Origin of the sequence: Siminovitchia terrae (genome assembly GCF_003605405.2) — a bacterium.
In the GTDB taxonomy this organism is placed as follows: Bacteria; Bacillota; Bacilli; order Bacillales; family Bacillaceae_C; genus Siminovitchia; species Siminovitchia terrae.
Genome location: NZ_QYTW02000002.1, coordinates 1 through 26,549 on the forward strand (window position 1 = coordinate 1; position 26,549 = coordinate 26,549).

Below are 26,549 nucleotides of genomic sequence, written 5' to 3' on the forward strand. Positions count from 1 at the left end.
GATTGTTCAAGTTAAATTGAACTGCAGTTTCTAAATAAGAAGCACCTGTCTCTAACATAAATTGTACCGTTTCTAATTTAAATTGAACAGAATACTCCTTCTTTGTCTTTCTTCGTTTTAATCCTTCTATCCCTTGAGATTTATAGGCTTTCACCCATTCAACTATTGGTGTCTGGCTTCCCATATTATATTTTTTTGCCAATGATCCATATCCAAGATTTCCATATAAATACTCGGTGACAAGCTTTATTTTAAATTCTTCACTATATTTAGCCATAAAAACACCCCCGAAAGTTAGATTTTTCACTCTAACATTCGGGGGTCGGTACCACCTTGATTCCATGCGGTTTTATTTTTACGCTTTAGTTTTTTAACTTATGTTCCGGACTCTTTTCATAAAACTTGATCATTTTCCCAATCATACGTCCAAAAACGTTCTCTTAGCATTCGCTCTGTCCAGCCGGGATTTGCTGCTGCGACACCTTCCAGCATTTCATCCATCATCCAGGCGGTTTGGGAAATGTGTGCTTTCAAAATGTCCACTTTTTTCTCCCATACATCGCTTATATCGTGGATAATGTCAGCTTTCCCTAGTTCAGCTTCATGATTGTTGGAAAAGGCAACGAGATGAAGCTTCGGCCTTTTGTCTTTCGGCAGCCTGCGGACCGTACGAATGACCGCTCTTGCTGTAGCTTCATGATCAGGATGTACGGAATAACCAGGGTAGAAGGAGATGATAAGGGAAGGATCCAATTCTTCCATTAGCTTGAATACCATATTTGCAAGCTCCTCATCATTTTCAAACTCAAGAGTTTTATCACGGTAGCCCATCATCCGCAAATCATTAATTCCCATGATATCAGCCGCTTTTTCAAGCTCAGCTTTCCGGATTTTAGGCAATGATTCCCTTGTTGCAAAAGGAGGGTTTCCGAGATTTCTTGCCATTTCCCCTAGCGTTAGACATGCATAAGTTACTGGTGTTCCATTATTTATATGTTTCATGATAGTTCCCGAGACTCCAAAAGCCTCGTCATCCGGGTGAGGGAAAATAACTAAAACTTGGCGTTCCTTTTCCATTGGCTTTTCGCTCCTTTTTAAAGTCTCGATTTGTCTGATTATTCGAAAGGGGTTTTGCTTATTTGCAGTGCAACTGCCAGCTTTCCTTCGAAATCGTGTCCTGCCAGCAAAAGCCTGCCCTGATCGTCAATTTCAAAGTGGGTCAGCCCTTCTGCATAAACCCATCCGACGGGCATCTTCAATCCGACCCTGTAGGGGCCATCTCCTTTGATTTTTCCATGCTCGTAACAGATTTCTGCGTTGCGGATATATGCACCAGATGAAAAAAATGATTCATCTTTATGTGAGGCGTATGCGCCATTTGTAGTTTCCAGATGAATAAAGACAGTTTCTCTTGCAAACTGATTAATCATATGCTGAACCTGCTGAACATTAATATCTTCCAAATCTATTGGCCTCCTTCGCCTTTGAAGATAAAATCATTTTACTAAAAAATATCTTGAATTACGAAAGATTGGATTTTATGAGAGAGTTTGTGTTTCTGTAATATAGTATGAAAAAAATGTTGCACTGCTTAGAGAAGGGAGCACATACCGGTTTTTTGATCAGCCTATAAAATCACCTTTAACTTCATTCAGCATAAATCTCCCACTTCTATAAGTGGTGAGATGAAAGCCTATTGGTATTCCATTCAGTGGGGGTTCAAACCTCGGCTGAATAAAGTCAAAGCCTCCGGCGGATGCCACAGATTTTCAGAGGAAATTTATCGAGCTAAAGCTCGATAAAATCTGGGCGCAAATACGCCAAGGCGCATTTGATACTAAATCAAAGACCCTGCAGAATCTGACTTCCGCCGGGTTCTCCCTTAGTTTTTAAGGTTTCCTACATATTTCGTATAGGCGCCGTGCATGACTGGACCGACATATTGGTTCAGCTTCCAGCCGTGTTCAATGGCAGCTGTAACGAACTCTTTTGCTGCTATAACAGAGTCCTTGACGGATTTTCCTTTTGCCAAGTTCGCTGTAACGGCTGCAGCAAAGGTGCAGCCCGCGCCGTGATTATATGTTGTTTCCAATTTTTCTTTTTCAAGAAGAGTGAATTCCTGTCCATCATAGAAAAGGTCTACTGCTTTTTCAGTGTTTAAGCCTGTTCCACCTTTAATGATGACATTTTTTGCACCCAAGTCATGGATTTTTGCTGCTGTTTCTTTCATGTCGTCGATTGTTTTAATCGGCCCCGTTTTGGCAAGCTGCCACGCTTCGAACAGGTTAGGTGTCACAACAGCAGCTCGTGGCAATAGCAATTCACGCATTGCATCCGTGTTTTCAGGCTGAAGAACCTCATCTTCCCCTTTACATACCATGACCGGGTCGATGACAACGTTTGTCAAGCCATGCTCGTCTATTTTCTTGGCACCAAGCTCAATGATATCCACTGATCCCAGCATTCCCGTTTTCATCGCGTCAATCCCTACAGAGAGGATGGTGTTCAACTGTTTTTCTACGATATTGACATCTATAGGAAATACCCCGTGATTCCAATGATTGTCAGGATCCATCGTAACAATGGAAGTAAGTGCCGTCATACCGTACACATCATTTTCTTGGAATGTTTTCAAATCTGCCTGTATTCCGGCTCCACCACTTGAATCAGATCCGGCAAGTGTCAATGCTTTTTTCATGTGCGTCGAACTCCCTTCCAGTTCATTAAAGTATATAGTGAAATAATTATATACCTTCCAATAAGGAAAATGAAATGACGGGCATTCGGTTACTTGTTTTATTTACTTGCGGAAAAGTAGAGGCTATAGATGCGAAAACGCAGCTCTCCATGAGGAGTGGAATTTCTGCTATAATATTTTTAATCTTATTTTTGTGAAAAAGCTGTTTTTAAAAGGGCCAGCCGCTCTCTGGTTGTTAACTTCAGCCTGACAACCTTAGGTGTTTCCGCTTCAACTGCATCCGTCTGCAGGCCAAGTCTGTCTGCAATTTTACGGGCTCTTGCCAAATGATAGTCGCTTGTAATGATCGTAACTCCTTCGGTTGATGGCGGGAGTAGCTTTTTAGAGTAAAGAATATTCTCATATGTTGACGAAGAATTTTTTTCTAAAATAATTCTGCTTTTTGGGATACCGTGAGCAACGAGGTAACGCTTCATTGCTTCAGCTTCTGAAATGAGCTCATCGGGGCCCTGCCCGCCGGATAAAACCAGTTTCACATGAGGGTGACGTTCTGCATACTGAAGTGCAGCTCCCAGGCGGTATTGCAAGGAAAGCGAAGGAGTCTCTCCATTTACCTTTGCTCCCAAAACAAGGGCATATTCATATGTTCCGTCAGCTTTTGGTTTATTGCCGTCTGACATCCACTTTCCAGTAAGGATCCATATAAAAAGGCAGAAGCCGAAGAAAAGGCCCGTAACACAGGCGGCTATTTTTTTCAAATTCATAAAACCACTCGATTCTTTGGATAGTATGTTTAGATATTAGATTACAAGACTCAGTTACATTCGTAAATAGACTTTCAGGAGGCGCTATGTTGAACACGATTATTTTAGCCGGAGGAAAATCAAGCCGCATGGGAGAAAACAAAGCACTGATGAAAATAGGCGGAATCCGTGTCATCGACCGGATTGCGGCTGAGTTGGGACCAGAATCCGATAAAATGATTGTCGTTGCCAACGACCCTGCTGTTTATGAACATATGGATGCTGTTATTCTCGAAGATGAACCTGCTTTCAAAGGGCAGGGACCGCTTGTAGGGATTTATACAGGTTTAAAGGAAGTGGGAGAGGGACCTTGTTTGATTGTCGCCTGCGATATGCCATTTGTATCCGCCGGGCTGGGGTGTGAGCTTGTTTCCATTTTAAAGAGGAATGATAGGGATGCAGTTGTCCCGATTCATGAAGGGCGCATGCATCCGCTGCTGGCTGCGTATGACGCCCGAGTTTCGGATATAGTCAAGGAAACGCTGGAGGATGAAAAAAGATCGGTAAGGGCATTACTTGACCGAATAGATGTGGAGTATTTTACAATAAAAGAAGAGACTCTTGATGTTTGGAATATGAATACGATGGAGGAATATATACACGCGGAAAAGCTGGCCGAAGGGAGAGAGGGAAAATGACTTGTAAAATCACGAGGGAGCCGATAAAGATTGAGGAGGTCTATCAAAAAGTCGTCAGAAGAGAAGCGGGAGCTGTCACTACATTTGTCGGTACTGTCCGTGAATTAACGCATGGCAAGAAAACGCTTTACCTTGAATATGAGGCATATGAATCGATGGCCCTGAAAAAAATGCGGCAGATCGTAGGGGAAATGAAGGAAAAGTGGCCAGTGCTTGAAGTGGCGATAGTGCATCGAGTTGGACGTCTTGACATTACTGATATTGCGATTGCGATTGCAGTGTCTTCTCCTCATCGGCCGGATGCGTACGAAGCGAATCGCTACGCACTTGAAAGAGTGAAGGAAATGGTCCCGATTTGGAAGAAAGAGCATTGGGAAGATGGAGAAAAGTGGATCGGAAACCAGCAGGGTACAAAAGAATACGAAAAAGGAAAGCCGGAGGAAGGTGATTTATTTGAATAAGATTATGCTATTTGCCCAATTGAAAGAGGAGGTGGGTAAAGGAGCGATAGAAATTGAGGCTTCAGGAAAAACAGTCGGTGAACTTCGCAAGTTCTTGGAAAAAGAAACACCTTTGGGAAACTTGGATGGCATTATGATTGCTGTTAACGAAGAATTCGTAAAAGACGACTGGATTATTGAAGAAAAAGATGACATTGCTCTGATTCCACCGGTCAGCGGAGGTTGATGCGGATGGACTTTCAAATGGAGCGTTATTCCAGGCAGATGCTTTTTAAGCCGATCGGGCCTGAAGGGCAGAAAGAGATCGGAAAAAAGCATGCGCTTATCGTTGGAGTGGGAGCTCTTGGGACCCATACATCCGAATTGCTGGCTAGGGCTGGAGTAAGAAAGCTTACGCTTATTGACCGGGATTATGTTGATATGAGCAATTTGCAGCGACAGCATCTTTTTACGGAAAAAGATGTTAAAGGACAATGGCCCAAAGCGGAAGCTGCGAAAGAGAGGCTGAAAAGCATTAACAGCCAGGTGGAAGTAGAGGGGATTGTCGCGCAGGCAGATGCAGTACTACTTGAAGGCTTAATAGAAGACGTAGATCTTTTAGTGGATGGAACTGATAATTTTGAAACACGCTTTTTAATGAATGACCTCGCTCAGAAATACAAAATCCCGTATGTATTCGGTTCCTGTGTGGGAAGCTTCGGAATGACTTTTACAATCGTTCCTGGCCAGACCCCGTGCCTCCAATGTTTGATTAAAAAGTTGCCTATGCAGGGACAGACTTGCGATACAGTTGGTATTATTGCACCCGCTGTTCAAATGGTCACGGCTCATCAAGGAGCAGAGGCGCTGAAGATTCTTTCAGGGAACATGGACGCTGTCAGAAAAACGTATGTATCTTTTGATTTGTGGGAAAATGAATATTTATCTTTGAAAGCTGGTGCATTAAAAGAAAGCGGCTGTCTGTCATGTGGGGAGAGTCCGGAATATCCGTTTTTGCAATCGGACCAGGAAATGAAGGTGGCTGTACTGTGCGGACGCGACACGGTCCAAATACGCCACGCTTATAACGGAGATCTTCCATTAAAGCAGTTGGTTGATCAATGGCGTTCCGCGGGTCTTGCAGTCGGTGGTAATCCATTTTTAATTTCCGTGGAAAAGGATGGAACAAAGGCTGTGTTTTTTAAGGATGGCCGCGCATTGATTCATGGTACGAAAGATGTAAACGAAGCCAGGAAAATCTATCATTCTCTTGTGGGCTAATTAGAAAGGAGAGATTATGCTGGTTCCGTCATTTACCATTGCCTCTATCATTATCTCTCTGGTTGTCGCAGTTGCGGCACCGATTGTTTTGCTTATTTTTTTTAAAAAGAAATTTAAGATATCCATCAAAGTGTTTTTCTTCGGCGTATTGACCTTTTTCACGTTTGCTTATGTCTTGGAGGGACTTTTTCACGCTATTTTCCTGGAATGGAATAAATCGACCAAGGTTTTTTTGGAAAATCCATGGGTTTTCATGCTGTATGGTGGATTAATGGCAGGAATTTTCGAAGAAACTGGCAGATACATCATGATGAAATATGCTTTGAAAAAGTACAGAGAATGGAAGGATGGCTTGGCTTTCGGGCTTGGTCATGGTGGTGTTGAAGCCATTCTCATTGTAGGGATAAACAGTGTTATCATGGTAGTTCTTGCCTTTATGATCAACGACGGAACGTACGATGCTTTTATTACAGGAGTAGCTGCAGAAGCATTGGCGCCCCTTCATGAACAATTGACCGGTTCAGCCTCCTTCATCCAGCTCTTTGTCGGGATTGAAAGGCTGGGCGCTTTAACTATTCATATGGGGCTTTCCATCCTTGTACTGTATGGAATAAAGGAAGGAAAAAAGATTTATCTGTTTTATGCCATCCTCATTCATGCAGTGATAGATTTCCCCGCAGCGCTATATCAAAAGGGCATAATCAATATTTTTGTTGTGGAAGCCTATCTCATTCTTCTCGCTGTCGGCTTTATCGCTTGGATTGTTAAGTCTAGATCGTTATTTTCTGGATATAAAATGTAACATCCCCCGCAATTGCGGGGGATTCGTTGTGAGTATTGTTTCTTTGCAATCAGTACAAGCACTCCGGCATCAAGCACTCTTTCGTACTTTGCGGCTTCACCCTTGCTCGATCCGCACGCTTCAAACTCTGAGCGGAGTTTGTCTCCTCTTTTTCATAGCCTTTGGCAGTCAGTTGGTTGACCATTTCTTGAACTTATGCTATTTTCACATACTTTAACAGAGGCATCCTTTCACTTCATTCAGCAGAAGTCTCTCACTTCTGTAAGCGGTGAGATGAATGCATATTGTTATTCCGTACAGTAGGGGTTCAAACCCCGGCTGAATAAAGTTAAAGCCTCCGGCGGATGCCACAGATTTTTAGAGGAAATTTATCGAATGGAGCTCGATAAAATCTGGGCGCAAATACGCCAAGGCGCATTTGATAAATCTGTCTCAGCGCATCTTTTGTGGATGCACTAGTATTTATATCTTTAGTTGAAGATAAACATGGGATGAAGTTTCGAATTCATCTATTCGTGCGAAATCATTAACGACAGACGTGATATAATTCGAGAGAAGGAGTGATGCACGTGGCTAAAAACATACTAGATAATGATTGGGCGCCTCTTCTGGAGGAAGAGTTTCAGAAGCCGTATTATTTAAGCTTAAGGGAGTTTTTAAAAAAAGAATACATGGAAGAGAGTGTTTATCCCTCCATGCATGATATATTTAATGCGTTAAAGTTCACTCCCTTTCATAAAGTCAAAGTTGTGCTGTTGGGGCAGGACCCTTACCATGGTCACGGACAGGCACATGGTCTCAGCTTTTCGGTAAAACCAGGTGTAAAAACCCCGCCATCTCTTAAAAATATTTTCAAAGAATTGCAGGAGGATGTAGGTTGCCGTATTCCGAACAATGGCTGCCTTGAGAAATGGGCCAACGAAGGGATCCTGCTATTAAACACGGTTTTGACAGTTAGGGCCGGCGAAGCGCATTCGCATAGAGGAAAAGGCTGGGAGACTTTTACAGATAAAGTGATCTCCTTAGTCAATGAACGGGAAACGCCTGTGATTTTTATTTTGTGGGGGAAACCTGCTCAGGAAAAAATTCGTTTAATAGATACTACAAAACATACGATTATCAAGTCTCCACATCCAAGCCCATTTTCGGCGAACAGAGGGTTTTTTGGAAGTCGTCCATTCTCGAAAACAAATGAGTGTCTCTTGGGATTAGGTGAAAAACCGATTGATTGGCAAATTTCGGATATTTGATTAAGCTGATGTGTTTTGCACCGAATGTAATTTTAGCTTAACGATGGTATGATACTTAGGGATAAGAAAATATTAAGGTTAAACCACCAATACTTTAAAAATACAGTACACGATGTTTACGTTAGAATTAATTGGAAAAGAAAGGCTGGAGCTCGCGTTATGCATATTACATATGAGGCGCTTATCACAAAGATGGAATCCGAACTCCAAAAGGCAAGGGCGTCTAAGGATTATGACCAGATGCGCGGCCATTTATTTGCAGTTAAAGCTCTTGCGGAGTTAACATTGGATACAGGAAAAGTTGTTCAGAAGGAGCAACCGCAAGTATTGAGGGAGCATGATGCGCCGATTCCGAAAGAAGCGTCTTCCCCAATCGACAAATATGACGATCATCATGATGACGGCGATTCTATTTTTGATTTTTAACAGAAAAAGAGGGTGTTGAGATGAAATTGTTTATCATCATTGGGGCTATCAATGCATTTCTTGCGGTCGCGCTGGGAGCGTTTGGGGCTCATGGGCTGGAAGGAAAAGTTGAGCCGAAATACCTGGAAACATGGGAAACAGGGGTCAAATACCAGATGTACCATGCTCTGGGATTGATTGCTATTGGAATTATTTCCGGAAATGTATCTCCGGGGTCCTTGCTGAACTGGTCTGGATGGTTGATGCTGATTGGAATCATCTTGTTCTCCGGCAGCCTCTATGTCCTGACATTATCCGGAATCAAAGTGCTTGGGGCCGTCACACCATTTGGGGGAGTTGCTTTCCTCATATCTTGGGTACTATTAATTGTATTTGCGGCAAAACATTTATAAACCGAAAAAACCTCATCCAATAGGAATGAGGTTTTTTCGGGGGTGGGGACCAGTCCGAAACGCTTGTTCATGAACATTACTTATCGTGGCGAATATCTCGCAACGGCACCTGGAAAATGATACTCATAATCTATTGGTTCGCTAAACGTAACATAATCCACATAAACCATCGGAATCAAATACCGGTCCCCTGTTTGCGGGTCACTCAAAATCAGATGGTCCCGCCCTGTTGCCTCAATTAATCCTTTAAAAATTTTTGCATTCCACTCCTTGTTGTTTTCAAACGTTGTAAAAACTTCAACAAGCTTTCCTTTGTTTAGCCGCAGAATATTTTCAATATATGACTCCTCAATTGGCAGCATGCCGGGTACATTTATTCCGCCTTTTTCCCCGGCCACTCCCGCAGGGGGCTGCATTGGTGGGGGAGGATATGGCGGCTGCATTCCATAATAAGGATTTTGCTGCCCATATGGCATTTGGGCTTGTGGATAAAAACCGGCAGGTTGTTGTGAATTATTTGGCCTAGCCAAAGCATTTCCTCCTTCGCAAACCTAAATGAACTTGACCAAATTAGGCTCACTCTACTTTTCATATTATGCGAAAGGGGGATGGTTCATGCTTGAAGGTATAATAAAAAAATCCCCCCCTGAGGAGGATTTCAAGTTTCTTTATCCAGTTAGGAGTTGTTCACTCCATATGTAGCTAAACAAGCATTTTCGCTTTTCTTACACATGCAAAAATCGATCAATGCTGCTGTCTTCCAGCAGGTGGCCTATGAAGAATTCTCCGAACTCACCATAGCGGGCGCTTACTTCATCAAATCGCATTTCGTAGACAAGTTTTTTGAACTGGAGAACGTCATCTGCAAAGAGGGTCACACCCCACTCGTAATCATCGAATCCAACGGAACCTGTGATGATCTGCTTAACTTTTCCCGCATATTGCCGCCCGATCATGCCATGGCTGTACATAAGGTCTTTACGTTCTTCCATTGAAAGCATATACCAGTTATCATTGCCTTCACGGCGCTTATCCATTGGGTAGAAGCAGACATAATCTGTTTTAGGAAGTATTGGATAAAGACGTGAACGTACATATGGGTTTTCATATGGATCTTCATCAGAATCGCCAGCAAGATAGCTGCTCAATTCGACAACCGACACATACGAATAGGCAGGAAGTGTATAATCTGCAATTGTTAGCTTGTTGAATTCATTTTCGAGTTCATTCAGCTCTTTCATCGTAGGACGTAGGATCATTAACATAAAATCTGCTTTTTGTCCGACGATGGTATAAAGAGCATGGCTTCCATCTTTTCTATCTTGGGCCTCATCAAGTTTTGCAAGGTATTGCTTGAATTCATGAATGGCTGCCTGCCGTTCATCGGTTGACAACAGCTTCCAAGACGCCCAATTGATTGTCCGGAAATCATGAAGTGCATACCAACCATCCAGTGTTTGTGCTGGTTCACTCACAACAATCACTCCTATACAAATTCATTCTTTTATTACTATAGCACAGTTTATCCATATCCTCCTTTTTCAAGCCGATTGTTAAAAAATATGACACGAAAGGTAAACATTGGGCGCAGGCAATAAAATATGAGATAATTTCAATAGTGGTATGAAGAAAAGAGCGATTAACATGGAGGATGGTTGGTGTGGATAAACTTTTCAGTGAATTGAAAACAAGGACATCCAGGCGAGAACGAATAAAGGTCGATCCGGTTGAACATTTATTCAATGAGCTAAGAACGAAAGTATCTGGATGGAATCGGAAAATAGTCTTTCCGGAAGCCACGGATTCCCGGATTCTGTCTGCAGCTAGCAGGCTAGCAAATGACGACGTGCTGACCCCTGTGCTGGTTGGCAATATGGATGAAATCCAAGATCGCGCCCAGGCAATGGAAATATCACTTGAAAAAATGGAAATATACGATCCGGGTATTTATGTCGGCATGGATGAAATGATTCAAGCTTTTGTTGAGCGCCGAAAAGGAAAGGTGACAGAGGGAGAAGCAACAGAGATTCTATTGGATCCAAACTATTTTGGAACCATGCTTGTCTACCTTGACAAAGCGCACGGCCTTGTAAGCGGAGCGGCACATTCAACTGCCGACACTGTCCGTCCAGCGCTTCAAATTATTAAAATGAAGGAAGGTGTCTGTAAAACATCCGGTGCATTCCTGATGGCAAAAGGGGAAGACAAGTATGTTTTTGCTGACTGTGCTATAAATATTGCACCGGACAGTCGAGATTTAGCTGAAATAGCCATTGAAAGTGCCAAAACTGCCCGAATGTTTGATATCGAACCAAGAGTGGCTATGCTCAGTTTCTCTACAAAGGGTTCGGCAGTTTCAGAGGAAACAGAAAAGGTCTCTGACGCTGCAAAAATAGCAAGGGAAATCGATCCCGATCTTGTCCTTGATGGTGAACTTCAATTCGACGCTGCTTTCGTTCCAGCAGTCGCTCAAAAGAAGGCGCCGGAATCGGCTATTCGGGGAAATGCAAATATTTTTGTTTTTCCAGGTCTTGATGCAGGGAATATTGGCTATAAAATTGCACAGCGTTTAGGGGGATATGAAGCGGTCGGCCCAATCCTTCAAGGCTTGAATTCTCCTGTGAACGATCTTTCACGGGGATGCAGTGAAGAAGATGTGTATCATTTAGCTCTTATAACAGCTATGCAATCCATCTAGAGGATGTTCAAAAAGTCACCAAATAATAAGCGGCAAATCTTTTCGTTAGCTTGTTCTGTGCTGCTCATGTATCTAAAAGCATACATTCCGCTGCGTAAAACAAGCCGTCACGACCTTTTTGCTTCTAATTGGGCAACTTTTTGAATACGCACATATAGGATAAATAATTGGAGAAAAAGGGGAGCAGCCAATGGGCGAAAATCAATCACTTTTACATCAGGAGAAATGGCGGGTCATTGATCAGTCAAATCCTAATCCGCAATTTCATGCACTTCAATCCTTTGCGATTGATGATACGCTTTGTCAATCGGTCGGAAGCGGTTGCTCCCCTGCTGTGGCACGAACATGGGTCCATCCGCGCACAGTGGTTCTGGGGATCCAAGATACAAAATTACCTGGACTTCGGGACGGACTGGATTTTTTGGAAGAAAATAAAGTGGAGTGGATTGTCCGAAATTCGGGTGGTCTGGCTGTTCTATTGGATGAAGAAGTGCTTAATATATCCTTGATTTTTCCGGATACGGAAAAGGGGATTGACATCAATCGGGGCTATGATACGATGTGGAAGCTCATTCGGCTCATGTTCGAAGATTTCAATTGTCGTATAGAGGCACGTGAAATTGTTGGGTCCTATTGCCCTGGAAGCTATGACTTAAGTATCAACGGGAAAAAATTTGCGGGGATTTCCCAGCGGCGGATACGAAAAGGAGTGGCTGTTCAGGTATATCTCTGTGTGAACGGAAGCGGACAGGAGCGGGCTGAATTAGTTCGGGAATTTTACGAACGTGCCAGATTTCGTGAATCTCAAAGGGTTGTATTCCCGGAAGTGCGTCCTGAAGTGATGGCATCGCTGTCCGAATTACTAGGAACGGAATTAACGATCCAGCAAACCATGCTTCGACTTTTGAAAGTGCTGAAGAGTGTTAGTGACGAAATATATACAAGCCAGCTCCTAGGAGATGAACTGGATCTATATCTGGTTCACTATGAGCGGATGATCGAACGAAATAAAAGGGTATTTACATAATTGAAGGCCTGGCATTCGAATGAAATGCCGGGCCTTCAATTATGTGAAATACTTTGGCTGGGCGCTGGTATGAGCATGGTTCTTTGGTTCAGCTAATCTGATTGTACAATAATCAATATTTAACTTCACCCAGCAGAAGTCTCCCACTTCTGTAAGTGGTGAGATGAATGCCTATTGGTATTCCATTCAGCGAAGGTTCAAACCCCGGCTGAATAAAGTTAAAGCCTCCGGCGGATGCCACAGATTTTATCGAGCGAAGCTCGATAAAATCTGGGCGAAAATACGCCAAGGCGCATTTGATCAGGTTTATACGTCCGAGTATGCGGTTAAACCCGCAAGATGATCGTATAAAATGATTCTATGCGCCGACAAGGAGGGCGAAGGCAGTTCAGACTGCATGCTGCTAAACAGTGCTCTCCGTGTTTCTGCTGTCCAGCTACGGACGGCAGAGGCTTGAGATCGCTCAGTCAGGCCAATGAAGTCAAAGAGCGACTTTCACTAGCCTGCCCTCCGACGCACAGGATGTGCTAGTGCAAGCGAAGCGATAGGACGTCGCGTTCTAAGCCTGCCGACGCACAGGATGTGCTAGTGCAAGCGAAGCGGCAAGATGTCGCTGCTTGAGTCGGCCGAGTGCCATCGGCGTAAGGATTAAGCCAATCGCTGCTGAAGGCAAACTACACATTCTTCAGTGCACGCCTAGCTTTGCGTTGATAAGAAGGCACTCTGTCCAGCTCCAACGCCTAACCCCTCGAGGTCACTCCGCCAATTTCTCCAAGTTCCCATTCCGGTCCATCTTAAAAGTGGAGGCCGGGCGCTCTTCTTCATCAAAGAGGACAAGCTTTCTTGCGCGGTTTAAGATTTTCATAAGTGTCTCGTAGTCTTCCTGCATTGTTTCTGAACTGTCCTCAAGTTCTTCGACTTTTTCCTTTAATTGTTTATTTTCTTCTAATAATCCATTTACTTCTTTTTTCAATCTTGCATTCTCGCTTCTTAAGACGTCCGTATTAAATTCTGAATGGTGCAGCTGCTGTAGATAAGCGATGATTTGTCCCAGGTTTAGTTCTGTTGGCTTCTGTTCTTCTGTAAAAGAAGGTAATAGTGTACCAGCTTCAGATGCAAACTCAGCCATAAGGTTGTCATTGTTATTTTCCAACGGTATTTCCATCTCAGTATTGTCATTGCTGTCTTCCGGCATAGGTGCCTGAAAATCCTGCAATGACGGAACCGGTGGCTGATACAGCAGCTTTTTCTTTCCGCCTTGATCCTTTCCAAGCAGGCGCTGTCTTTGTTTACGTTGCTTCTTAGCTAAGTCAAGTGCTTTCTCATACTGCTGACGAACAACTGCATTCCATCTGAAACCGCAGGCTGCAGATGTCCTATTCAATCTGTCACCTACTTCTTCAAATGCATTCAGTTGTGTGCTGCCTTCGCGGACATGGCGCAGAACTGTTTCCGCCAATAACAAATCATTTTCTTCCGTCCAGGCATCCTGACGTGTTTTCATATGAATCAACTCCCTTTTTAAAATAGTTATTAATTAAAGGATGTACAACTCAATCATTTTTTATACCAATATGGCAAAAAATTGATAGTTTTTAATGAGATTATGAATCCGGCGTTCACAAAAAGCAGCCAGACCATTCCTTTCATTCATTGTGGAAAGCCGGTATAATAGAAACATGATAGATAGGAAGAGGGAAGCTGATGGTTGATTCCAGCATCAAATTAAGTGAGGAAAAAGTATTTAAAGATCCTGTTCATGGATATGTCCACGTCAGGGACAAGCTCATCTGGGATCTCATCGGTACGAGAGAATTTCAGCGGCTTCGGCGGGTTAAACAGCTCGGTACCACATATTTGACCTTCCATGGAGCCGAACACAGTCGATTCAGCCATTCGCTAGGCGTGTATGAGGTTGTCAGACAAATCATAGATGAAGTGTTTGAGGGGCAGCCCGATTGGAATGAGGGTGAGAGAATGCTCTCTCTTTGTGCTGCGCTATTGCACGATTTAGGTCATGGTCCGTTTTCCCATTCCTTTGAAAAAGTATTCGATCTGGACCATGAGCACTTTACAAAGAAAATTATTCTCGAAGATACAGAAGTAAACAGAGTTCTTCGAACCGTCAGCCCCGATTTTCCGCAAAGGGTGGCTGAGGTGATAAGCAAGACTTATCATGACAAGCTGGTGGTAAGCTTGATTTCGAGTCAAATTGATGCGGATCGTATGGATTACCTGCAAAGGGATGCTTATTTTACTGGTGTCAGTTACGGCCACTTCGATATGCAAAGGATCATGCGTGTTATGAGGCCAAAAGAAGATCATGTCGTTTTTAAATCAAGCGGCATGCATGCGGTGGAGGACTACATCATGAGCCGCTATCAGATGTACTGGCAAGTCTATTTCCACCCTGTCACTCGCAGCGCTGAAGTGATTTTAACCAAGATTCTACAGCGTGTGAAAGCTTTATTCCGTGATGATTATCCTTTTAAAAAAGAGCCTGTCCATTTTAGGTCGTTATTTGAAGAGAATGTGACTCTTCAAGATTATCTCAAGCTGGACGAACCGGTTATTTTATATTATTTCCATATGTGGGAAGAGGAAGAAGATCTCATTCTGCGTGATTTGTGTCGGAGATTTATGGACCGCCATCTGTTTAAATATGTGGAGTTTGATCCAGCCGAGCAATACAGGACATTAAGAGAGCTTGAGGAGTTATTTCGGAAAGCAGGAATCAATCCGGAGTATTATCTGGCTGTTGATTCTTCTTCTGATTTGCCGTATGATTTTTATCGACCGGGAGAGGAAGAAGAGAGGCTTCCAATCCATTTATTGATGCCGAATGGAGAACTCTCTGAGCTTTCCAGGGAGTCGTCGATCGTTCAAGCCATTTCCGGAAAAAGAAGGACGGACCACAAATTGTATTATCCGGAAGATATTTTGCTGGATTATTCGGAGAATCGGGAGCTAAAACAACAGATTCTTTCCATTCTGAAAAAATTTTAAACTATCCATTGAAAAAATAGATAGCGGGGGTTGAGCAAGAGTTATGCTGCATGATCATCAAAAGTTAATGAGTGTCTTTGCCCTGGCAGGGGAAATCACTGGAAGGAAAAAGCTGCAAAAAATGGTTTTTATCGCCAAAAAAATGAAATTTCCGTTTCAAGAAAAGTTCGAATTTCATTTTTATGGCCCTTACTCGGAAGAGTTGACATTAAGGATTGAAGAATTATGCAATTTTGGATTCATTGAAGAGGTGAAAGAGGATAAGGGCGGGTACAGTCAGTACCGCTATACCATCACTTCTGCCGGGTGCGAATTTTTTGAATCGGAATCAATGGATATCCCCCAATTGAGAGAATGCTTGATTGACATGAATGAGCAGAGTTCCCGTTTTCTTGAACTTGTATCAACGGTTTTGTACTTTGAGGAACTTACCAAAGATGAAGTCATAGAAAAGGTAGCAGAATTGAAAAGAAAGCAAAACTACTCCGAAGAGGAAATCGATGAAGCGTATCAATACATTGAAACATTAAAAAAGACAGCTTTTTCGCATTAAATTGCGGACAGGCTGTCTTTTAAGGATTTTATTATCGGTCTAGCTTCAATGAACAGGATGACCTAGTGCAGGTGAAGCAACAGGACGTTGCTGCTAGAACTTGCAGACGGACAGGCTGTCTGATGAGAAAGACTTTAGTTTTTATAGAGAAGTGCCGCGGACGACTTTCTTATTCGTCGCAGGCTCGTTTGCCGGCAACGGCGTAATGGTTTTTCGTCATTTCTTCAATTACAATAGTCACAGCTTCTTTTGATGCGCCTGTTGTTTCCACAACAGCATCGGTCACTTTTTCTACAAGCGCTTTCTTCTGGTCGTCTGTACGTCCTTCGAACATTTTTACAGTTACAATGGGCATATATGATTCCTCCTTTGCTTGTTGTACATAAAAATTGTATTCCTTTTTTTAGAAAGGGGCAAGAAGCAGACGTTTGGAATGAGCAGCATGCAATAATTTTGTATAATGAATCAAAGGCAAGAATGATAAGAAAGGCGAAGGCGCACTGGTCCAGGTATTTTCATGCTTGAGAAGATGGCGCCCGGAGCCAGATTGATAAAGGGGCTGGATATATGGAGAGATTTCTCGCGTTCCCTTTGGAACAAATTCCGCTTGTGGCGGCTGTATTATTAATTGCATTTACAGTACATGAATTTGCGCATGCTTTTACGGCATATAAATTCGGTGATCCGACGGCAAAGGAGCAAGGCAGACTTACCCTGAATCCAATGCAGCATTTGGATCCGATTGGAACGCTCTTGATTTTTATTGCGGGATTCGGTTGGGCGCGGCCGGTCCCGGTGAATCGTTATCACTTTAAAAATCCGCGGCTGGCAGGCATCATTGTTTCGTTGATGGGGCCAATCAGCAATTTTGCTTTGGCGGTTTTGGGCACGGCAATTTTGTTCATATTGGTGGTTACAGGATTTGCGGGGCAGCTGCCAATCTTTGTCACCCAGTTTTTCAATTTATTCGTTTGGATGAATGTCCTTCTTTTCGTTTTCAACCTACTTCCTGTACCGCCTCTTGACGGCTACCGAATCATAGAAGATTTGGTCTCGCCTTCACTTAGGGCGAAAATGACGCAGTATGAGCAGTACGGCTCGCTCATATTTTTAATACTCGTAATCACACCGTTATCGCATTATACAATCAGGCCGATATTGAATACAGTTGTCCCGTTTTTTGTAAACAGCATACAAAGTGTTTTTGGCATGTTCTTAGGCTAAGAATAAGGAGGAAGTTTTTATGGAACAAAAAAAGAGGAAGTTGGAATTTAATATTATAAAAGACGATCCGACCATGGGTCATAAAGGATACGGGGTTGGATCTCTAAGCTTGGAAAATATTACTCCTGTCATGCTTGATGTGGAGGAAGGTGAGGCATGGATCGAGGAGCAGGCGATGCACGCCCGCAGTAAGACCGAGCGCGGAGTCAAATATGTAAAAGACCGCAGCGAATTCCCTGAAGAAGGGGCAAAGAAATATTGGGTTATATGGGTTGCGGTCGATATCAAAGAAGAGGGTCCTTATTATGCGGGCGTAACCGCATGTGAATTATATATCAACCGGCCGGCCCGACGCGGCTACAAGTCAATGCCGGAACATGTCAACCATATGGACAAGGCGATGAAAGGAAAATTGATCGTTCACAACATGGATGCTAAGTCAAGAGAAGTCCTTGCGGACTTCCTGAAAAACCATGATGAAGGCATGTGGGAGCGCTCCAGTACAGAATTAAGAGAAGAGTTCAAGAAGTAACTTTTCGGAAATAAATGTCAAATTCTGATGAAATTTTGAACAATCTATGACAGTTGTCAAAAAGGAACATTGCCATCTTGCCGATTACTGGGAAAGTAAGTAAACTTAATATAGTTTGCACGGCAAACTGGGACGAAGAAAGGCGTAGTGCCCGTTTAGCGACGTACAGATTGGAGAGGATCTGACGAGATAAAGGAAACATGACAAACCAAAGGCGAGTCGATGTTGACTTATCGTAGTAAGAACCTCGAAGTACGCTAGTCGCTGGCGCTCGAAGCTGGACAACTGAAAAGCGTAGACGCCCTGTTTAGGCCCGACAAGCATAAGACGATTCCCGAGGAGGCAGCCTTTCAGCCACCACAGGGGATAGGCTTATGACCTCGAGGGGCTAGGGCGTCGAAGCTGGACAAAAAAAGCGAAGTCGCCCTTATAGGCACTTTCGCTAATCAACAAAAAACTTGAGGCCGCACACCTCAAGTTTTTTGTTTTTTTTACGAAAGAAATCTTTTTGAAAAAGTAGTTTTTCAGCTTGATAAAAGTTATTATTAGTACACAAACCAATACGGGAAGTGACTATTGAATGATTAAGCATATAAAACCGTATTCTTTATATATCGTTGCAGTCGTATTGTTGACCCTTGGCGGAATTATGCTTGAACTGCTCCTTCCAACATTAATGGCCAATGTTGTTGATATTGGAATTGTCAACGGTGATATGCCTTATATATTGAAAACCGGTGGCCTCATGTTAATTTTCGCCTTGGTCGCCATCATTCTGATGACTGGGGTTTCTTTTTTTGCATCCAAAACGGCTCTAGGCTTTGGAAGAGATATCAGACGCAGTCTGTTTGTCAATGTAGAAAAATTCTCCTTGCAGGCTTTTGATAAAATCGGCACCGCATCATTGATCACAAGGTCGACAAATGATGTAAAACAGGTGCAGGATGTTTTGAATATGATTTTGCGGATGATGACAAGGGCGCCGTTGATGTTGATCGGCGGCATCATTATGGCTGTTACAAGAGAGCCCGGTTTATCAATTGTCTTTTTAGGTGCCCTCCCGTTGTTGGCACTGCTGATTTTCGTCATTTCGAGAAAAGCTATTCCTTTATTTGTTTCATTACAGAAAAAGACAGATAAATTAAACTTGATTGTGCGTGAGAATTTGACAGGAGTCCGGGTGATCCGCGCTTTTAACAACGAAACTCATGAGAAAGAACGTTTTGACACTGCAAACCTTGACTTTCGCGATACCGGAATCAAAGTAAATAAGATGATGGCTGTACTTTTTCCTGTCATGATGATTGTCATGAATTTTACAAGTGTTGCGATTGTGTGGTTCGGGGCTGTCCGGATTGATCAGGAAATTATGCAAGTCGGAAATCTGATGGCTTTCCTGCAGTATTCCATGATGATATTAATGTCGCTAATTATGTTGTCATTTGGGTTTATTATGATCCCTCGTGCAAAAGCTTCTATGGATCGAATCAATGAAGTACTGAAAATGGAAAATGATATAGCTGATCCGGAGCATCCAAAGAGTGAGCATGGTGAGCTAGGGTCCGTGGAGTTCAGAGATGTCACGTTCAGATACGCCGGTGCGGAAAAACCGGTCCTTCAACGTCTTTCTTTTACTGCTAAAAAAGGAAAAACTACAGCGATCATTGGAAGCACAGGATCAGGAAAATCGACTCTTATTAAATTGATTCCTAGATTTTATGATGTGGAACGAGGCTCTGTTCTGATTGACGGTATTGATGTAAGAGACATGCCACAGGAAGAGTTAAGAGCAAAGATTGGATACGTTCCGCAAAAAGCCGCTTTATTCAGCGGAACCGTTGCAGAAAACCTGCAATACGGTAATGAAGGAGCTAGTGAGAAAGAGATGTGGGAAGCATTGGATATTTCACAGGCGACCGAATTTGTAAAGGAGAAACAAGAGGGAATCAATTTAATGATTGAGCAGGCAGGAGCGAATCTGTCAGGAGGTCAAAAACAACGGCTGTCTATTGCTCGCGCTTTGATTAGAAAGCCTGAGATCTATCTCTTTGATGATAGTTTCTCGGCTTTGGACTATAAAACAGATGCAAAATTGAGGTCGGAGCTAACAAAAATAACAAAAGATGCAACTATTATTTTAGTGGCGCAGAGAGTGAGCACTGTTACGGATGCCGATCAAATTATCGTTCTGGAAGAAGGCGAAATAGCAGGTATCGGTACCCATCAAGAGCTGCTAGCGGAAAACCGTATTTACCAGGAAATTGTATCCTCTCAGCGTGCAGAGGAGGAAGGAGCATGAGTAGACAACGTGCAGGAGGGGGTCATCCAAGGCCTGGCGGGGGACCCGGGCACGGGATCGCTCCCGGAGAAAAACCAAAAGAGTTCAAAAAGACGCTAAAAAGATTGTCAGGTTATTTGAAGCCTCGGAAATATCAGCTATTACTTGTTGCCATAGCAGCCATTTTGTCCACCTTGTTTAATGTCATTACACCTAAGCTGCTTGGGGATGCGACTTCTTCCATCTTTTCAAGTGTCACAAAAGGAACAGGTATTGATTTCACTTTTTTACAGAAATTGCTTATTACGCTGCTTATCCTATATGTCATATCGGCCGCATTCACTTATTTGCAGCAATATTTGATGGCGGGGGTTTCACAGAAAACCACGGCTGAACTGAGGAAAGAAGTCTATGAAAAGTTGGCCAGGATGCCTTTGAGCTACTATGATCGGCATCCGCATGGCGATATTTTAAGCAGAGCCATCAATGATATAGATAATATTAACAACTCGATTCAGCAGGCGCTGTCTCAAATCATCACTTCACTGATTGCGATTATCGGAACGATGATCATGATGTTTGTGATTAGCCCGGTGCTAACGCTTGTTGTCTTGGTCACTTTTCCTTTGAGCGCGCTGGTCATTCGATTTGTGGCTTCATTTTCTCAGAAGCATTTTGTCAATCAGCAAAAGGAACTGGGGAATGTAAACGGGCATATTGAAGAAATGTTTTCGGGGCACCAAGTTGTCAAAGCGTTTGGACATGAAAAAGCAGCTATCAAGGAGTTTGATGAAATTAACGAGCGTCTCTACCAATCTGGCTGGCGGGCGCAATTTATAAGTGGAATCATGATGCCGCTCATGAACTTTGTTGGAAATCTCGGTTATGTTTTCGTCAGCATCGGCGGGGGATTGCTCGTATTAAACGGCAGTATCCGGATTGGTGATGTTCAGGCATTTATTCAGTATTCGCAACAATTGACACAACCGATGACGCAGGCAGCAGGCATTGCGAACATGATCCAAACGGCGCTAGCCTCGGCTGAACGGGTATTCCATCTGTTAGATGAAGAAGAGGAGCGGAAGGAAGAACCTGCCCAGGTCAATTTGGATGAATTGAAGGGGAAAATTGAATTTAACCATGTCCGCTTCGGTTATGAAAAAGACAAGCCGATTATCAAGGATTTAACTCTGAATGTTGAGCCGGGACAAACCATTGCGATCGTCGGGCCGACAGGAGCAGGGAAAACGACTATTATCAATCTATTGATGAGGTTTTATGAATTGGATGGCGGGCGAATTTTGATAGACGGGGTTGATATCAACAGTCTTTCTCGGGAGCAGGCGCGTTCTATGTTTGCAATGGTTCTTCAGGATACATGGCTTTTCAACGGTACAATCAAGGATAATATTGCATATGGGCGCGAAGGGGCGAACAATGAAGAGGTTATTCAAGCAGCTAAGAGTGCCTATGCCGATGATTTTATCCGAACGCTTCCTGATGGTTACGAGACTATTTTGGGAGAGGACGCTTCAAACATCTCACAAGGGCAGCGCCAGCTGTTAACAATCGCGAGGGCCATTTTGTCCGACCCGAAAATTTTGATTCTCGATGAAGCGACCAGCAGCGTTGATACTAGAACGGAAATGAATATCCAACGCGCTATGAACAAATTGATGGCAGGCCGCACAAGCTTTGTCATAGCTCACAGGCTTTCTACGATCCGAGATGCGGATGTCATTCTGGTAATGAAAGACGGCGATATCATTGAAAAAGGGTCACATGAAGAGTTGATGAAGCTCAATGGCTTTTATGCTGATTTGTACGAAAGCCAGTTTACTGGAAAAGCAGGCTGAGCAAAAGGTGAAGCGTGCAAGAGAAGTGCAGAACCAGAGTTCGCACAATCAATAGCTAATTTCGCACGATAAAGTCGTTTTTCGCACGATTATTTGGAATATCGCACGATAATATGAAATATCGCACGATAATCTCGAAAACCGCACAATTACTGATTGTGCGGTCGGCAGATGGAGCCCCCTCATTTATGAGGGGGCTCCATGCCATTTCTTATTAAAATATTCGCTGCCACCATCGTTTTTTCTTCTCTTTATGATGCAAGATGGGTTCCTTATCAAGCTTGTGCAGATGGTCGGTGCAAAATTCTGCAGGTTCTGTTCCTTTTACAAAGTAGGTAAGTCTGAAAAAGGGGCAAGAGTTCGTCGCTTTTTTACCATTGAAGGGATCAATGGGTACGGCAATCACTCTGGCTGGAGGAGAGAAGGCATGTTCCTTTTCATCCTGGCCTTCCAATGCGCGCTCCATGAAGCGAATCCAGATATTTTTGGCATATAATTTATCTTCCGTCAAAGAGATTTCTTTTCCTTTATCATATCCTGTCCACACGATGGAAGCTAATTTTGGCGTAAAACCCGCCATCCAGCTGTCAGAGTTAGTAGAACCGGATTTTCCCGCATACTCCCGACTCATTTGGTTCACCATAGACTCCCCAGTGACCGTTGCATATCCATTTAATTTTTCATCAAACATACCTGTCATCATATGGCTTAAAACAAAGGCAATCTCTGGTTCCAATACCTGCTCTTTGATTTTCGGCGCCTCATAGATGACTTTACCGCGGAAATCCTCCACTCGAATAATGAAAACAGGCTCCACTTTTTTCCCGCCGTTCGCTATGATGCTGTAGGCATTAAGCAACTCAATCGGCTTTACTCCGGATGTTCCTAAAGCAAGGGAAGGGACCTCCTTCATCTTTGTGGAAATGCCTAGCTTGCGGATTGTATCGACAAGTACATTTTGTCCAAGGAACAGATGAGTTTTAACGGCATACACATTATCAGACAAAGCGAGCGCCTGAGCCATCGTGACTTCTGCATTTGCGTACTGGTTGTTATAGTTATGCGGTGTGTACTCAGGTTGTCCATCGCTGAACCTGAAAGTCGTCGGCTCGCTCCGCAATATGGTTGATGGAGTAAAACCATGTTCCAATGCAGCATAGTAGAGAAGGGGCTTTATCGTTGAACCGGGCTGCCTTACAGCTTGGGTCGCCCTATTAAAAGAACTGTCATGATAGTTTCTTCCACCAACCAATGCTGTGACATAGCCAGTTTCTGGATCCATTGCGGCAAACCCGGCTTGGATATCAGATGTTTCTGATATCGTTCCACTCACGGCTTCTTCAGCAATTTCTTGTTGTTCCACATCAAGTGCAGTGTATACTCTCAAACCTCCAAGGGCTATGCTTCTATTGTCCAGCCCCGCCTTGTCTTTCAACTCCTTTTTTACAGTATCATAGAAATAAGGTGCCATTTCCGCCTGATGATGAGGGTGTTTTCCAATGAAGGAAAGCTGTTCCAGCGAAGCTGCGTTTGCCTCTTCTGGTGAAATCGCACCTGTTTTCTCCATTGCACCTAATACAAGTCTTTGTCTGGACTTGGCCTTTTCTTCTGAAATGAGCGGAGAGTAGATTCCGGGACCCTTGGGAATGCCGGCAAGCATGGCAGACTCCGCAAGCGTCAGTTCTTTCGCGCTTTTTCCGTAATAAAACTGGCTGGCCGCCTCAATTCCGTAAGCACCGTGTCCGAAGGAAATAGTGTTAATATAACCTTCAAGAATTTCATCTTTGTCGTAATTCACCTCAAGACGGATGGTATAAAAAGCCTCCAGCAACTTGCGTGACCAGGTTTTATCAAGTGTTAAAAACAAGTTTCGAGCATATTGTTGTGTGATCGTACTCGCCCCTTGAACTTTCCCCATGGCTTTGACATTCGCCGCCATGGCACCAGCAATTCTTTTCAAATCAAAGCCGTGGTGGTTGTAAAAAGTACGATCTTCTATCGCAATGATTGCCTCTGAAACGTGTGAAGGTACCTCATCCAGTGAAATCCAATATCTTTTTTCCCCGCTGTTGCTTTCTCCTATAATTGAGCCATCAGCTGCGTAATATAATGTGGATTGGGGAATGGATAATGGCGGTGGTCCGAGAATTTTGATCCACAGCCAAAACGATAATAACACTATGGTTATGACTGTCGCAGCCAAAAGCGACAATACTGAAAATACTCGAAATGTCCTCCACCTTTTCTTTGATCCCGTCACCGCTTCCAATTCCTCACCCCCTGAATTCTAGCAATCTCACTCAACAGTATGAGAGAAAAGACGGTTTTTTATTCATTGGCCAGTGAATTTCTTTCCTCTTCTAAAATAATGAATGTCGCTTTCTGTTTTCGGGTTTCCTCAATACAATCCATGCGTAGACTTTCATTCGAAATTTTTCTATAATGAAAAGGTTACATTATATAAAAAGGGTGTGGCGGCGTTGACAGCTGATGTCCAAACTCCGGTTAAGATCCATCTCAGGACAAAAATTCATCTCGATGGAGAAGAAGAAACATTTGAAATGATATTGTTTGGCAATTATTACCGAAAGAACAATGCAGTTTTTCTAAAATATGATGAAGTTCAAGAAGAAGGGACAGTCCATACACTTGTAAAAATTAATGAAGAGGAAGCAACGATTTTCAGAAAAGGGATAATCGATATGCGCATGAAATTCCGGCTGAATGAACAAAGAGACGGTTCTCACGCAAGTGAATACGGCAGCCTTTTACTGTCCACGGATACAAACAAACTGGCTCACCATGAGTATGATGATAAATGTGAAGGCAGTATCAATCTTGGATATGATCTGTATATGCAAGGTACACATGCTGGAAGATATGATATGGAAATACAGTATAGGGAGGAAATCGGAAATCTATGAACGTAGTGGAGCAAAAGCAAGAAACACTGAAACAGGAAATTAAGAATGCGATTTTGAAAGCGGGACTGGCTGCCGAAGATGAAATACCAGTGGTCATTCTGGAAACTCCGAAAGAAAAGTCTCACGGCGACTATTCTACTAATATGGCTATGCAGTTAGCTCGTATAGCAAAAAAAGCACCGAGAGCAATTGCTGAAGAGATCAAAGCACATCTTGATGTATCGAAAGCATCCATTGATAAAATTGATATTGCCGGACCAGGTTTTATTAATTTTTATATGGATAACAGCTATTTGACAGAACTGGTGCCAGCGATTTTGGAAGCAGGCGACGAATACGGCCGCTCCGATGCAGGAAAAGGCGAAAAGATCCAAGTGGAATTCGTCTCCGCTAATCCGACTGGGGATCTTCATCTTGGACATGCCCGCGGCGCTGCGGTGGGTGATTCGCTGTGTAATATTCTCGATAAAGCAGGCTATGAGGTTTCAAGGGAATATTATATTAATGATGCAGGAAACCAAATCAACAATCTCGCTCTTTCTGTCGAAGCTCGTTATTTCCAGGCGCTGGGGATTGACAAGCCGATGCCCGAAGACGGCTATCACGGTGAGGATGTCATTGGAATCGGGAAAAAACTTGCTGAAGAACATGGCGATAAGTATGTCCATGAAAGCGAGGAGGATCGCATCGCTTTCTTCCGCAGTTATGGACTGGAGTTCGAGTTGAAAAAGCTGAAGGATGTTCTTGAGCAGTTCCGTGTAGCTTTTGATGTATGGTATTCAGAAACATCGCTGTACGAAAACGGGAAAATAGATGAGACACTCGAGTTGCTTAGGGAAAAGGGCCATCTTTATGAAAAAGAAGATGCAACTTGGTTCCGCTCGACTGATTTTGGCGATGACAAGGATCGCGTGTTAATTAAGAATGACGGCAGTTACACATATATTACACCGGATATTGCCTATCACCTCGATAAAATCAATCGCGGATTCAATAAATTAATCAACATCTGGGGCGCTGACCATCATGGTTACATCCCAAGAATGAGGGCAGCCATTGAGGCGCTGGGCTTTGATCCAAACAGGCTTGAAGTAGAAATCATTCAGTTGGTCAACTTGTTTAAAGACGGAGAAAGAGTCAAGATGAGCAAACGGTCAGGAAAAGCAGTGACAATGACTGACCTGATTGAAATGGTGGGGCTTGATGCAGTGCGTTATTTCTTTGCAATGAGAAGCGGTGATACTCACTTGGATTTTGACCTCGATTTGGCTGTTGCCGAATCAAACGATAATCCAGTCTATTACGCTCAGTACGCACATGCAAGAATTTGCAGCATACTGCGTTCCGCCGAGGAAAAGGGGATCTCCTATAATACCAACGTTGATTTTTCTTTCTTGTCCAGCGAAAAGTCAACGGATCTGTTAAAGAAGCTCGGTGAATTCCCACAAGTGATTGCGGAAGCAGCTGATAAAAGAATTCCGCATCGTATCACTAATTACATTTTTGATTTGGCATCTGTCTTCCACAGCTACTATAATGCTGAAAAAGTATTGAACGAAGAACAGCTTGACGAAACGAAGGCTCGTCTAGCACTAGTGAATGCAACCCAGATCACATTGAAAAACGCCCTGACATTGGTGGGCGTATCTGCACCAAAAAAAATGTAACTAAGAAAAGCGTAGGGCGAGGTTAAGCGGCGTACAGACTGGACGCCTCCTGAC

At 43.3% G+C, this 26,549-nt stretch carries 29 protein-coding genes; 19 read left to right on the forward strand and 10 right to left on the reverse strand.

Features of this window, described 5'->3' with window-relative positions; genetic code table 11:
* The 5 genes from D5F11_RS02395 to D5F11_RS02415 form a co-directional block, all read right to left on the reverse strand.
* On the reverse strand, nucleotides 1-277 hold a 277-nt coding region (locus tag D5F11_RS02395; RefSeq protein WP_185830460.1), incomplete at its 3' end, for a helix-turn-helix domain-containing protein.
* 116 nt (nucleotides 278-393) lie between these two features.
* Nucleotides 394-1,077: a bacillithiol biosynthesis deacetylase BshB2 gene (gene bshB2 / locus D5F11_RS02400; RefSeq protein ID WP_120119139.1), complete on the reverse strand. Its 684-nt coding sequence runs from the start codon at nucleotides 1,075-1,077 to the stop codon at nucleotides 394-396.
* 38 nt (nucleotides 1,078-1,115) lie between these two features.
* Nucleotides 1,116-1,463: a YojF family protein gene (locus D5F11_RS02405; RefSeq protein ID WP_120119140.1), complete on the reverse strand. Its 348-nt coding sequence runs from the start codon at nucleotides 1,461-1,463 to the stop codon at nucleotides 1,116-1,118.
* A 419-nt stretch (nucleotides 1,464-1,882) separates the two neighbouring features.
* Nucleotides 1,883-2,698 (reverse strand): pyridoxine/pyridoxal/pyridoxamine kinase, encoded by an 816-nt coding sequence (pdxK, locus tag D5F11_RS02410; RefSeq protein WP_120119141.1) that lies wholly within the window; start codon nucleotides 2,696-2,698, stop codon nucleotides 1,883-1,885.
* A 185-nt stretch (nucleotides 2,699-2,883) separates the two neighbouring features.
* Complete coding sequence (locus D5F11_RS02415; RefSeq protein ID WP_120119142.1) at nucleotides 2,884-3,462, reverse strand: YdcF family protein; 579 nt, start codon at nucleotides 3,460-3,462, stop codon at nucleotides 2,884-2,886.
* 89 nt (nucleotides 3,463-3,551) lie between these two features.
* On the opposite strand from D5F11_RS02415, the gene mobA reads away from it, so the two are divergent.
* The 8 genes from mobA (at nucleotide 3,552) to D5F11_RS02455 (ending at nucleotide 8,730) form a co-directional block, all read left to right on the forward strand.
* Nucleotides 3,552-4,139, forward strand: coding sequence for a molybdenum cofactor guanylyltransferase (mobA, locus tag D5F11_RS02420; protein ID WP_185830461.1), 588 nt, complete (start codon nucleotides 3,552-3,554; stop codon nucleotides 4,137-4,139).
* Entirely contained in the window at nucleotides 4,136-4,600 is a 465-nt protein-coding gene (locus tag D5F11_RS02425; RefSeq protein WP_120119144.1) for a molybdenum cofactor biosynthesis protein MoaE, read from the forward strand. The genes mobA and D5F11_RS02425 overlap by 4 nt, the downstream gene beginning before the upstream one ends.
* Nucleotides 4,584-4,826 (forward strand): molybdopterin converting factor subunit 1, encoded by a 243-nt coding sequence (gene moaD / locus D5F11_RS02430; RefSeq protein ID WP_313431944.1) that lies wholly within the window; start codon nucleotides 4,584-4,586, stop codon nucleotides 4,824-4,826. Before D5F11_RS02425 ends, moaD begins: the two co-directional genes overlap by 17 nt.
* A gap of 5 nt (nucleotides 4,827-4,831) precedes the next feature.
* Entirely contained in the window at nucleotides 4,832-5,860 is a 1,029-nt protein-coding gene (locus D5F11_RS02435) for a ThiF family adenylyltransferase (RefSeq protein WP_120119146.1), read from the forward strand.
* Between the two features lie 16 nt (nucleotides 5,861-5,876).
* Complete coding sequence (locus D5F11_RS02440) at nucleotides 5,877-6,662, forward strand: YhfC family intramembrane metalloprotease (RefSeq protein ID WP_244862139.1); 786 nt, start codon at nucleotides 5,877-5,879, stop codon at nucleotides 6,660-6,662.
* 563 nt (nucleotides 6,663-7,225) lie between these two features.
* Nucleotides 7,226-7,912, forward strand: coding sequence for a uracil-DNA glycosylase (locus tag D5F11_RS02445; protein WP_120119147.1), 687 nt, complete (start codon nucleotides 7,226-7,228; stop codon nucleotides 7,910-7,912).
* Nucleotides 7,913-8,071: 159 nt separating this feature from the next.
* Nucleotides 8,072-8,338 carry a YwdI family protein gene (locus D5F11_RS02450; protein WP_120119148.1) on the forward strand — a complete coding sequence of 89 codons (267 nt, stop codon included), beginning with the start codon at nucleotides 8,072-8,074 and terminating at the stop codon, nucleotides 8,336-8,338.
* Between the two features lie 20 nt (nucleotides 8,339-8,358).
* Entirely contained in the window at nucleotides 8,359-8,730 is a 372-nt protein-coding gene (locus tag D5F11_RS02455; RefSeq protein ID WP_120119149.1) for a DUF423 domain-containing protein, read from the forward strand.
* A gap of 80 nt (nucleotides 8,731-8,810) precedes the next feature.
* Here the strand turns inward: D5F11_RS02455 and gerQ are convergent, their stop codons facing one another.
* Nucleotides 8,811-9,260 (reverse strand): spore coat protein GerQ, encoded by a 450-nt coding sequence (gene gerQ / locus D5F11_RS02460; RefSeq protein WP_120119150.1) that lies wholly within the window; start codon nucleotides 9,258-9,260, stop codon nucleotides 8,811-8,813.
* A gap of 195 nt (nucleotides 9,261-9,455) precedes the next feature.
* Nucleotides 9,456-10,205 carry a hydrogen peroxide-dependent heme synthase gene (hemQ, locus tag D5F11_RS02465; RefSeq protein ID WP_120119151.1) on the reverse strand — a complete coding sequence of 250 codons (750 nt, stop codon included), beginning with the start codon at nucleotides 10,203-10,205 and terminating at the stop codon, nucleotides 9,456-9,458.
* 236 nt (nucleotides 10,206-10,441) lie between these two features.
* On the opposite strand from hemQ, the gene pta reads away from it, so the two are divergent.
* The 3 genes from pta to D5F11_RS02480 all read left to right on the forward strand — a co-directional run bounded on the left by pta (nucleotide 10,442) and on the right by D5F11_RS02480 (nucleotide 12,798).
* Entirely contained in the window at nucleotides 10,442-11,428 is a 987-nt protein-coding gene (gene pta / locus D5F11_RS02470; protein WP_245998067.1) for a phosphate acetyltransferase, read from the forward strand.
* A 190-nt stretch (nucleotides 11,429-11,618) separates the two neighbouring features.
* The gene (gene lipL, locus D5F11_RS02475) at nucleotides 11,619-12,455 is read left to right on the forward strand and encodes an octanoyl-[GcvH]:protein N-octanoyltransferase (protein WP_120119153.1); all 837 of its coding nucleotides are present in this window, start codon (nucleotides 11,619-11,621) and stop codon (nucleotides 12,453-12,455) included.
* 163 nt (nucleotides 12,456-12,618) lie between these two features.
* A complete protein-coding gene (locus D5F11_RS02480) occupies nucleotides 12,619-12,798 on the forward strand; it encodes a hypothetical protein (protein ID WP_126646484.1) in 180 nt (59 codons plus the stop codon).
* 411 nt (nucleotides 12,799-13,209) lie between these two features.
* On the opposite strand, the gene D5F11_RS02485 is transcribed toward D5F11_RS02480, so the two are convergent.
* Nucleotides 13,210-13,959, reverse strand: a complete 750-nt coding sequence (locus D5F11_RS02485) for an RsfA family transcriptional regulator (protein ID WP_120119154.1) — start codon at nucleotides 13,957-13,959, stop codon at nucleotides 13,210-13,212.
* A 200-nt stretch (nucleotides 13,960-14,159) separates the two neighbouring features.
* On the opposite strand from D5F11_RS02485, the gene D5F11_RS02490 reads away from it, so the two are divergent.
* Nucleotides 14,160-15,461 carry an HD domain-containing protein gene (locus D5F11_RS02490; RefSeq protein WP_120119155.1) on the forward strand — a complete coding sequence of 434 codons (1,302 nt, stop codon included), beginning with the start codon at nucleotides 14,160-14,162 and terminating at the stop codon, nucleotides 15,459-15,461.
* 43 nt (nucleotides 15,462-15,504) lie between these two features.
* Entirely contained in the window at nucleotides 15,505-16,014 is a 510-nt protein-coding gene (locus tag D5F11_RS02495; protein WP_120119156.1) for a YwgA family protein, read from the forward strand.
* A 169-nt stretch (nucleotides 16,015-16,183) separates the two neighbouring features.
* Here D5F11_RS02495 and D5F11_RS02500 read toward each other — a convergent pair whose 3' ends face one another.
* Nucleotides 16,184-16,369, reverse strand: coding sequence for a 2-hydroxymuconate tautomerase (locus D5F11_RS02500; protein WP_120119157.1), 186 nt, complete (start codon nucleotides 16,367-16,369; stop codon nucleotides 16,184-16,186).
* A 212-nt stretch (nucleotides 16,370-16,581) separates the two neighbouring features.
* On the opposite strand from D5F11_RS02500, the gene D5F11_RS02505 reads away from it, so the two are divergent.
* The 4 genes from D5F11_RS02505 to D5F11_RS02520 all read left to right on the forward strand — a co-directional run bounded on the left by D5F11_RS02505 (nucleotide 16,582) and on the right by D5F11_RS02520 (nucleotide 21,904).
* Entirely contained in the window at nucleotides 16,582-17,238 is a 657-nt protein-coding gene (locus tag D5F11_RS02505; RefSeq protein WP_120119158.1) for a site-2 protease family protein, read from the forward strand.
* Between the two features lie 19 nt (nucleotides 17,239-17,257).
* The gene (locus tag D5F11_RS02510) at nucleotides 17,258-17,770 is read left to right on the forward strand and encodes a YwhD family protein (RefSeq protein ID WP_120119159.1); all 513 of its coding nucleotides are present in this window, start codon (nucleotides 17,258-17,260) and stop codon (nucleotides 17,768-17,770) included.
* Nucleotides 17,771-18,350: 580 nt separating this feature from the next.
* Entirely contained in the window at nucleotides 18,351-20,069 is a 1,719-nt protein-coding gene (locus tag D5F11_RS02515) for an ABC transporter ATP-binding protein (protein WP_120119160.1), read from the forward strand.
* Nucleotides 20,066-21,904: an ABC transporter ATP-binding protein gene (locus D5F11_RS02520; protein WP_120119161.1), complete on the forward strand. Its 1,839-nt coding sequence runs from the start codon at nucleotides 20,066-20,068 to the stop codon at nucleotides 21,902-21,904. The genes D5F11_RS02515 and D5F11_RS02520 overlap by 4 nt, the downstream gene beginning before the upstream one ends.
* 214 nt (nucleotides 21,905-22,118) lie before the next feature.
* Here the strand turns inward: D5F11_RS02520 and D5F11_RS02525 are convergent, their stop codons facing one another.
* Complete coding sequence (locus D5F11_RS02525; RefSeq protein WP_120119162.1) at nucleotides 22,119-24,173, reverse strand: transglycosylase domain-containing protein; 2,055 nt, start codon at nucleotides 24,171-24,173, stop codon at nucleotides 22,119-22,121.
* Between the two features lie 202 nt (nucleotides 24,174-24,375).
* Here D5F11_RS02525 and D5F11_RS02530 point away from each other — a divergent pair, with 202 nt between their 5' ends.
* Both D5F11_RS02530 and argS read left to right on the forward strand, forming a co-directional pair.
* Nucleotides 24,376-24,828 carry a YwiB family protein gene (locus D5F11_RS02530; RefSeq protein WP_244862140.1) on the forward strand — a complete coding sequence of 151 codons (453 nt, stop codon included), beginning with the start codon at nucleotides 24,376-24,378 and terminating at the stop codon, nucleotides 24,826-24,828.
* Entirely contained in the window at nucleotides 24,825-26,495 is a 1,671-nt protein-coding gene (gene argS / locus D5F11_RS02535; protein WP_120119164.1) for an arginine--tRNA ligase, read from the forward strand. The genes D5F11_RS02530 and argS overlap by 4 nt, the downstream gene beginning before the upstream one ends.
* The last annotated feature ends 54 nt before the right edge of the window (nucleotides 26,496-26,549 follow it).

Coding starts and splice junctions, on each gene's coding strand:
- bshB2 (WP_120119139.1), bottom strand. CDS start 1,077: ATGGAAAAGGAACGCCAAGTTTTAGTTATTTTCCCTCACCCGGATGAC.
- pdxK (WP_120119141.1), bottom strand. CDS start 2,698: ATGAAAAAAGCATTGACACTTGCCGGATCTGATTCAAGTGGTGGAGCC.
- D5F11_RS02415 (WP_120119142.1), bottom strand. CDS start 3,462: ATGAATTTGAAAAAAATAGCCGCCTGTGTTACGGGCCTTTTCTTCGGC.
- D5F11_RS02425 (WP_120119144.1), top strand. CDS start 4,136: ATGACTTGTAAAATCACGAGGGAGCCGATAAAGATTGAGGAGGTCTAT.
- D5F11_RS02435 (WP_120119146.1), top strand. CDS start 4,832: ATGGACTTTCAAATGGAGCGTTATTCCAGGCAGATGCTTTTTAAGCCG.
- D5F11_RS02440 (WP_244862139.1), top strand. CDS start 5,877: ATGCTGGTTCCGTCATTTACCATTGCCTCTATCATTATCTCTCTGGTT.
- D5F11_RS02445 (WP_120119147.1), top strand. CDS start 7,226: ATGCACGTGGCTAAAAACATACTAGATAATGATTGGGCGCCTCTTCTG.
- D5F11_RS02450 (WP_120119148.1), top strand. CDS start 8,072: ATGCATATTACATATGAGGCGCTTATCACAAAGATGGAATCCGAACTC.
- D5F11_RS02455 (WP_120119149.1), top strand. CDS start 8,359: ATGAAATTGTTTATCATCATTGGGGCTATCAATGCATTTCTTGCGGTC.
- lipL (WP_120119153.1), top strand. CDS start 11,619: ATGGGCGAAAATCAATCACTTTTACATCAGGAGAAATGGCGGGTCATT.
- D5F11_RS02480 (WP_126646484.1), top strand. CDS start 12,619: ATGAATGCCTATTGGTATTCCATTCAGCGAAGGTTCAAACCCCGGCTG.
- D5F11_RS02485 (WP_120119154.1), bottom strand. CDS start 13,959: ATGAAAACACGTCAGGATGCCTGGACGGAAGAAAATGATTTGTTATTG.
- D5F11_RS02490 (WP_120119155.1), top strand. CDS start 14,160: ATGGTTGATTCCAGCATCAAATTAAGTGAGGAAAAAGTATTTAAAGAT.
- D5F11_RS02495 (WP_120119156.1), top strand. CDS start 15,505: ATGCTGCATGATCATCAAAAGTTAATGAGTGTCTTTGCCCTGGCAGGG.
- D5F11_RS02500 (WP_120119157.1), bottom strand. CDS start 16,369: ATGCCCATTGTAACTGTAAAAATGTTCGAAGGACGTACAGACGACCAG.
- D5F11_RS02505 (WP_120119158.1), top strand. CDS start 16,582: ATGGAGAGATTTCTCGCGTTCCCTTTGGAACAAATTCCGCTTGTGGCG.
- D5F11_RS02510 (WP_120119159.1), top strand. CDS start 17,258: ATGGAACAAAAAAAGAGGAAGTTGGAATTTAATATTATAAAAGACGAT.
- D5F11_RS02515 (WP_120119160.1), top strand. CDS start 18,351: ATGATTAAGCATATAAAACCGTATTCTTTATATATCGTTGCAGTCGTA.
- D5F11_RS02520 (WP_120119161.1), top strand. CDS start 20,066: ATGAGTAGACAACGTGCAGGAGGGGGTCATCCAAGGCCTGGCGGGGGA.
- argS (WP_120119164.1), top strand. CDS start 24,825: ATGAACGTAGTGGAGCAAAAGCAAGAAACACTGAAACAGGAAATTAAG.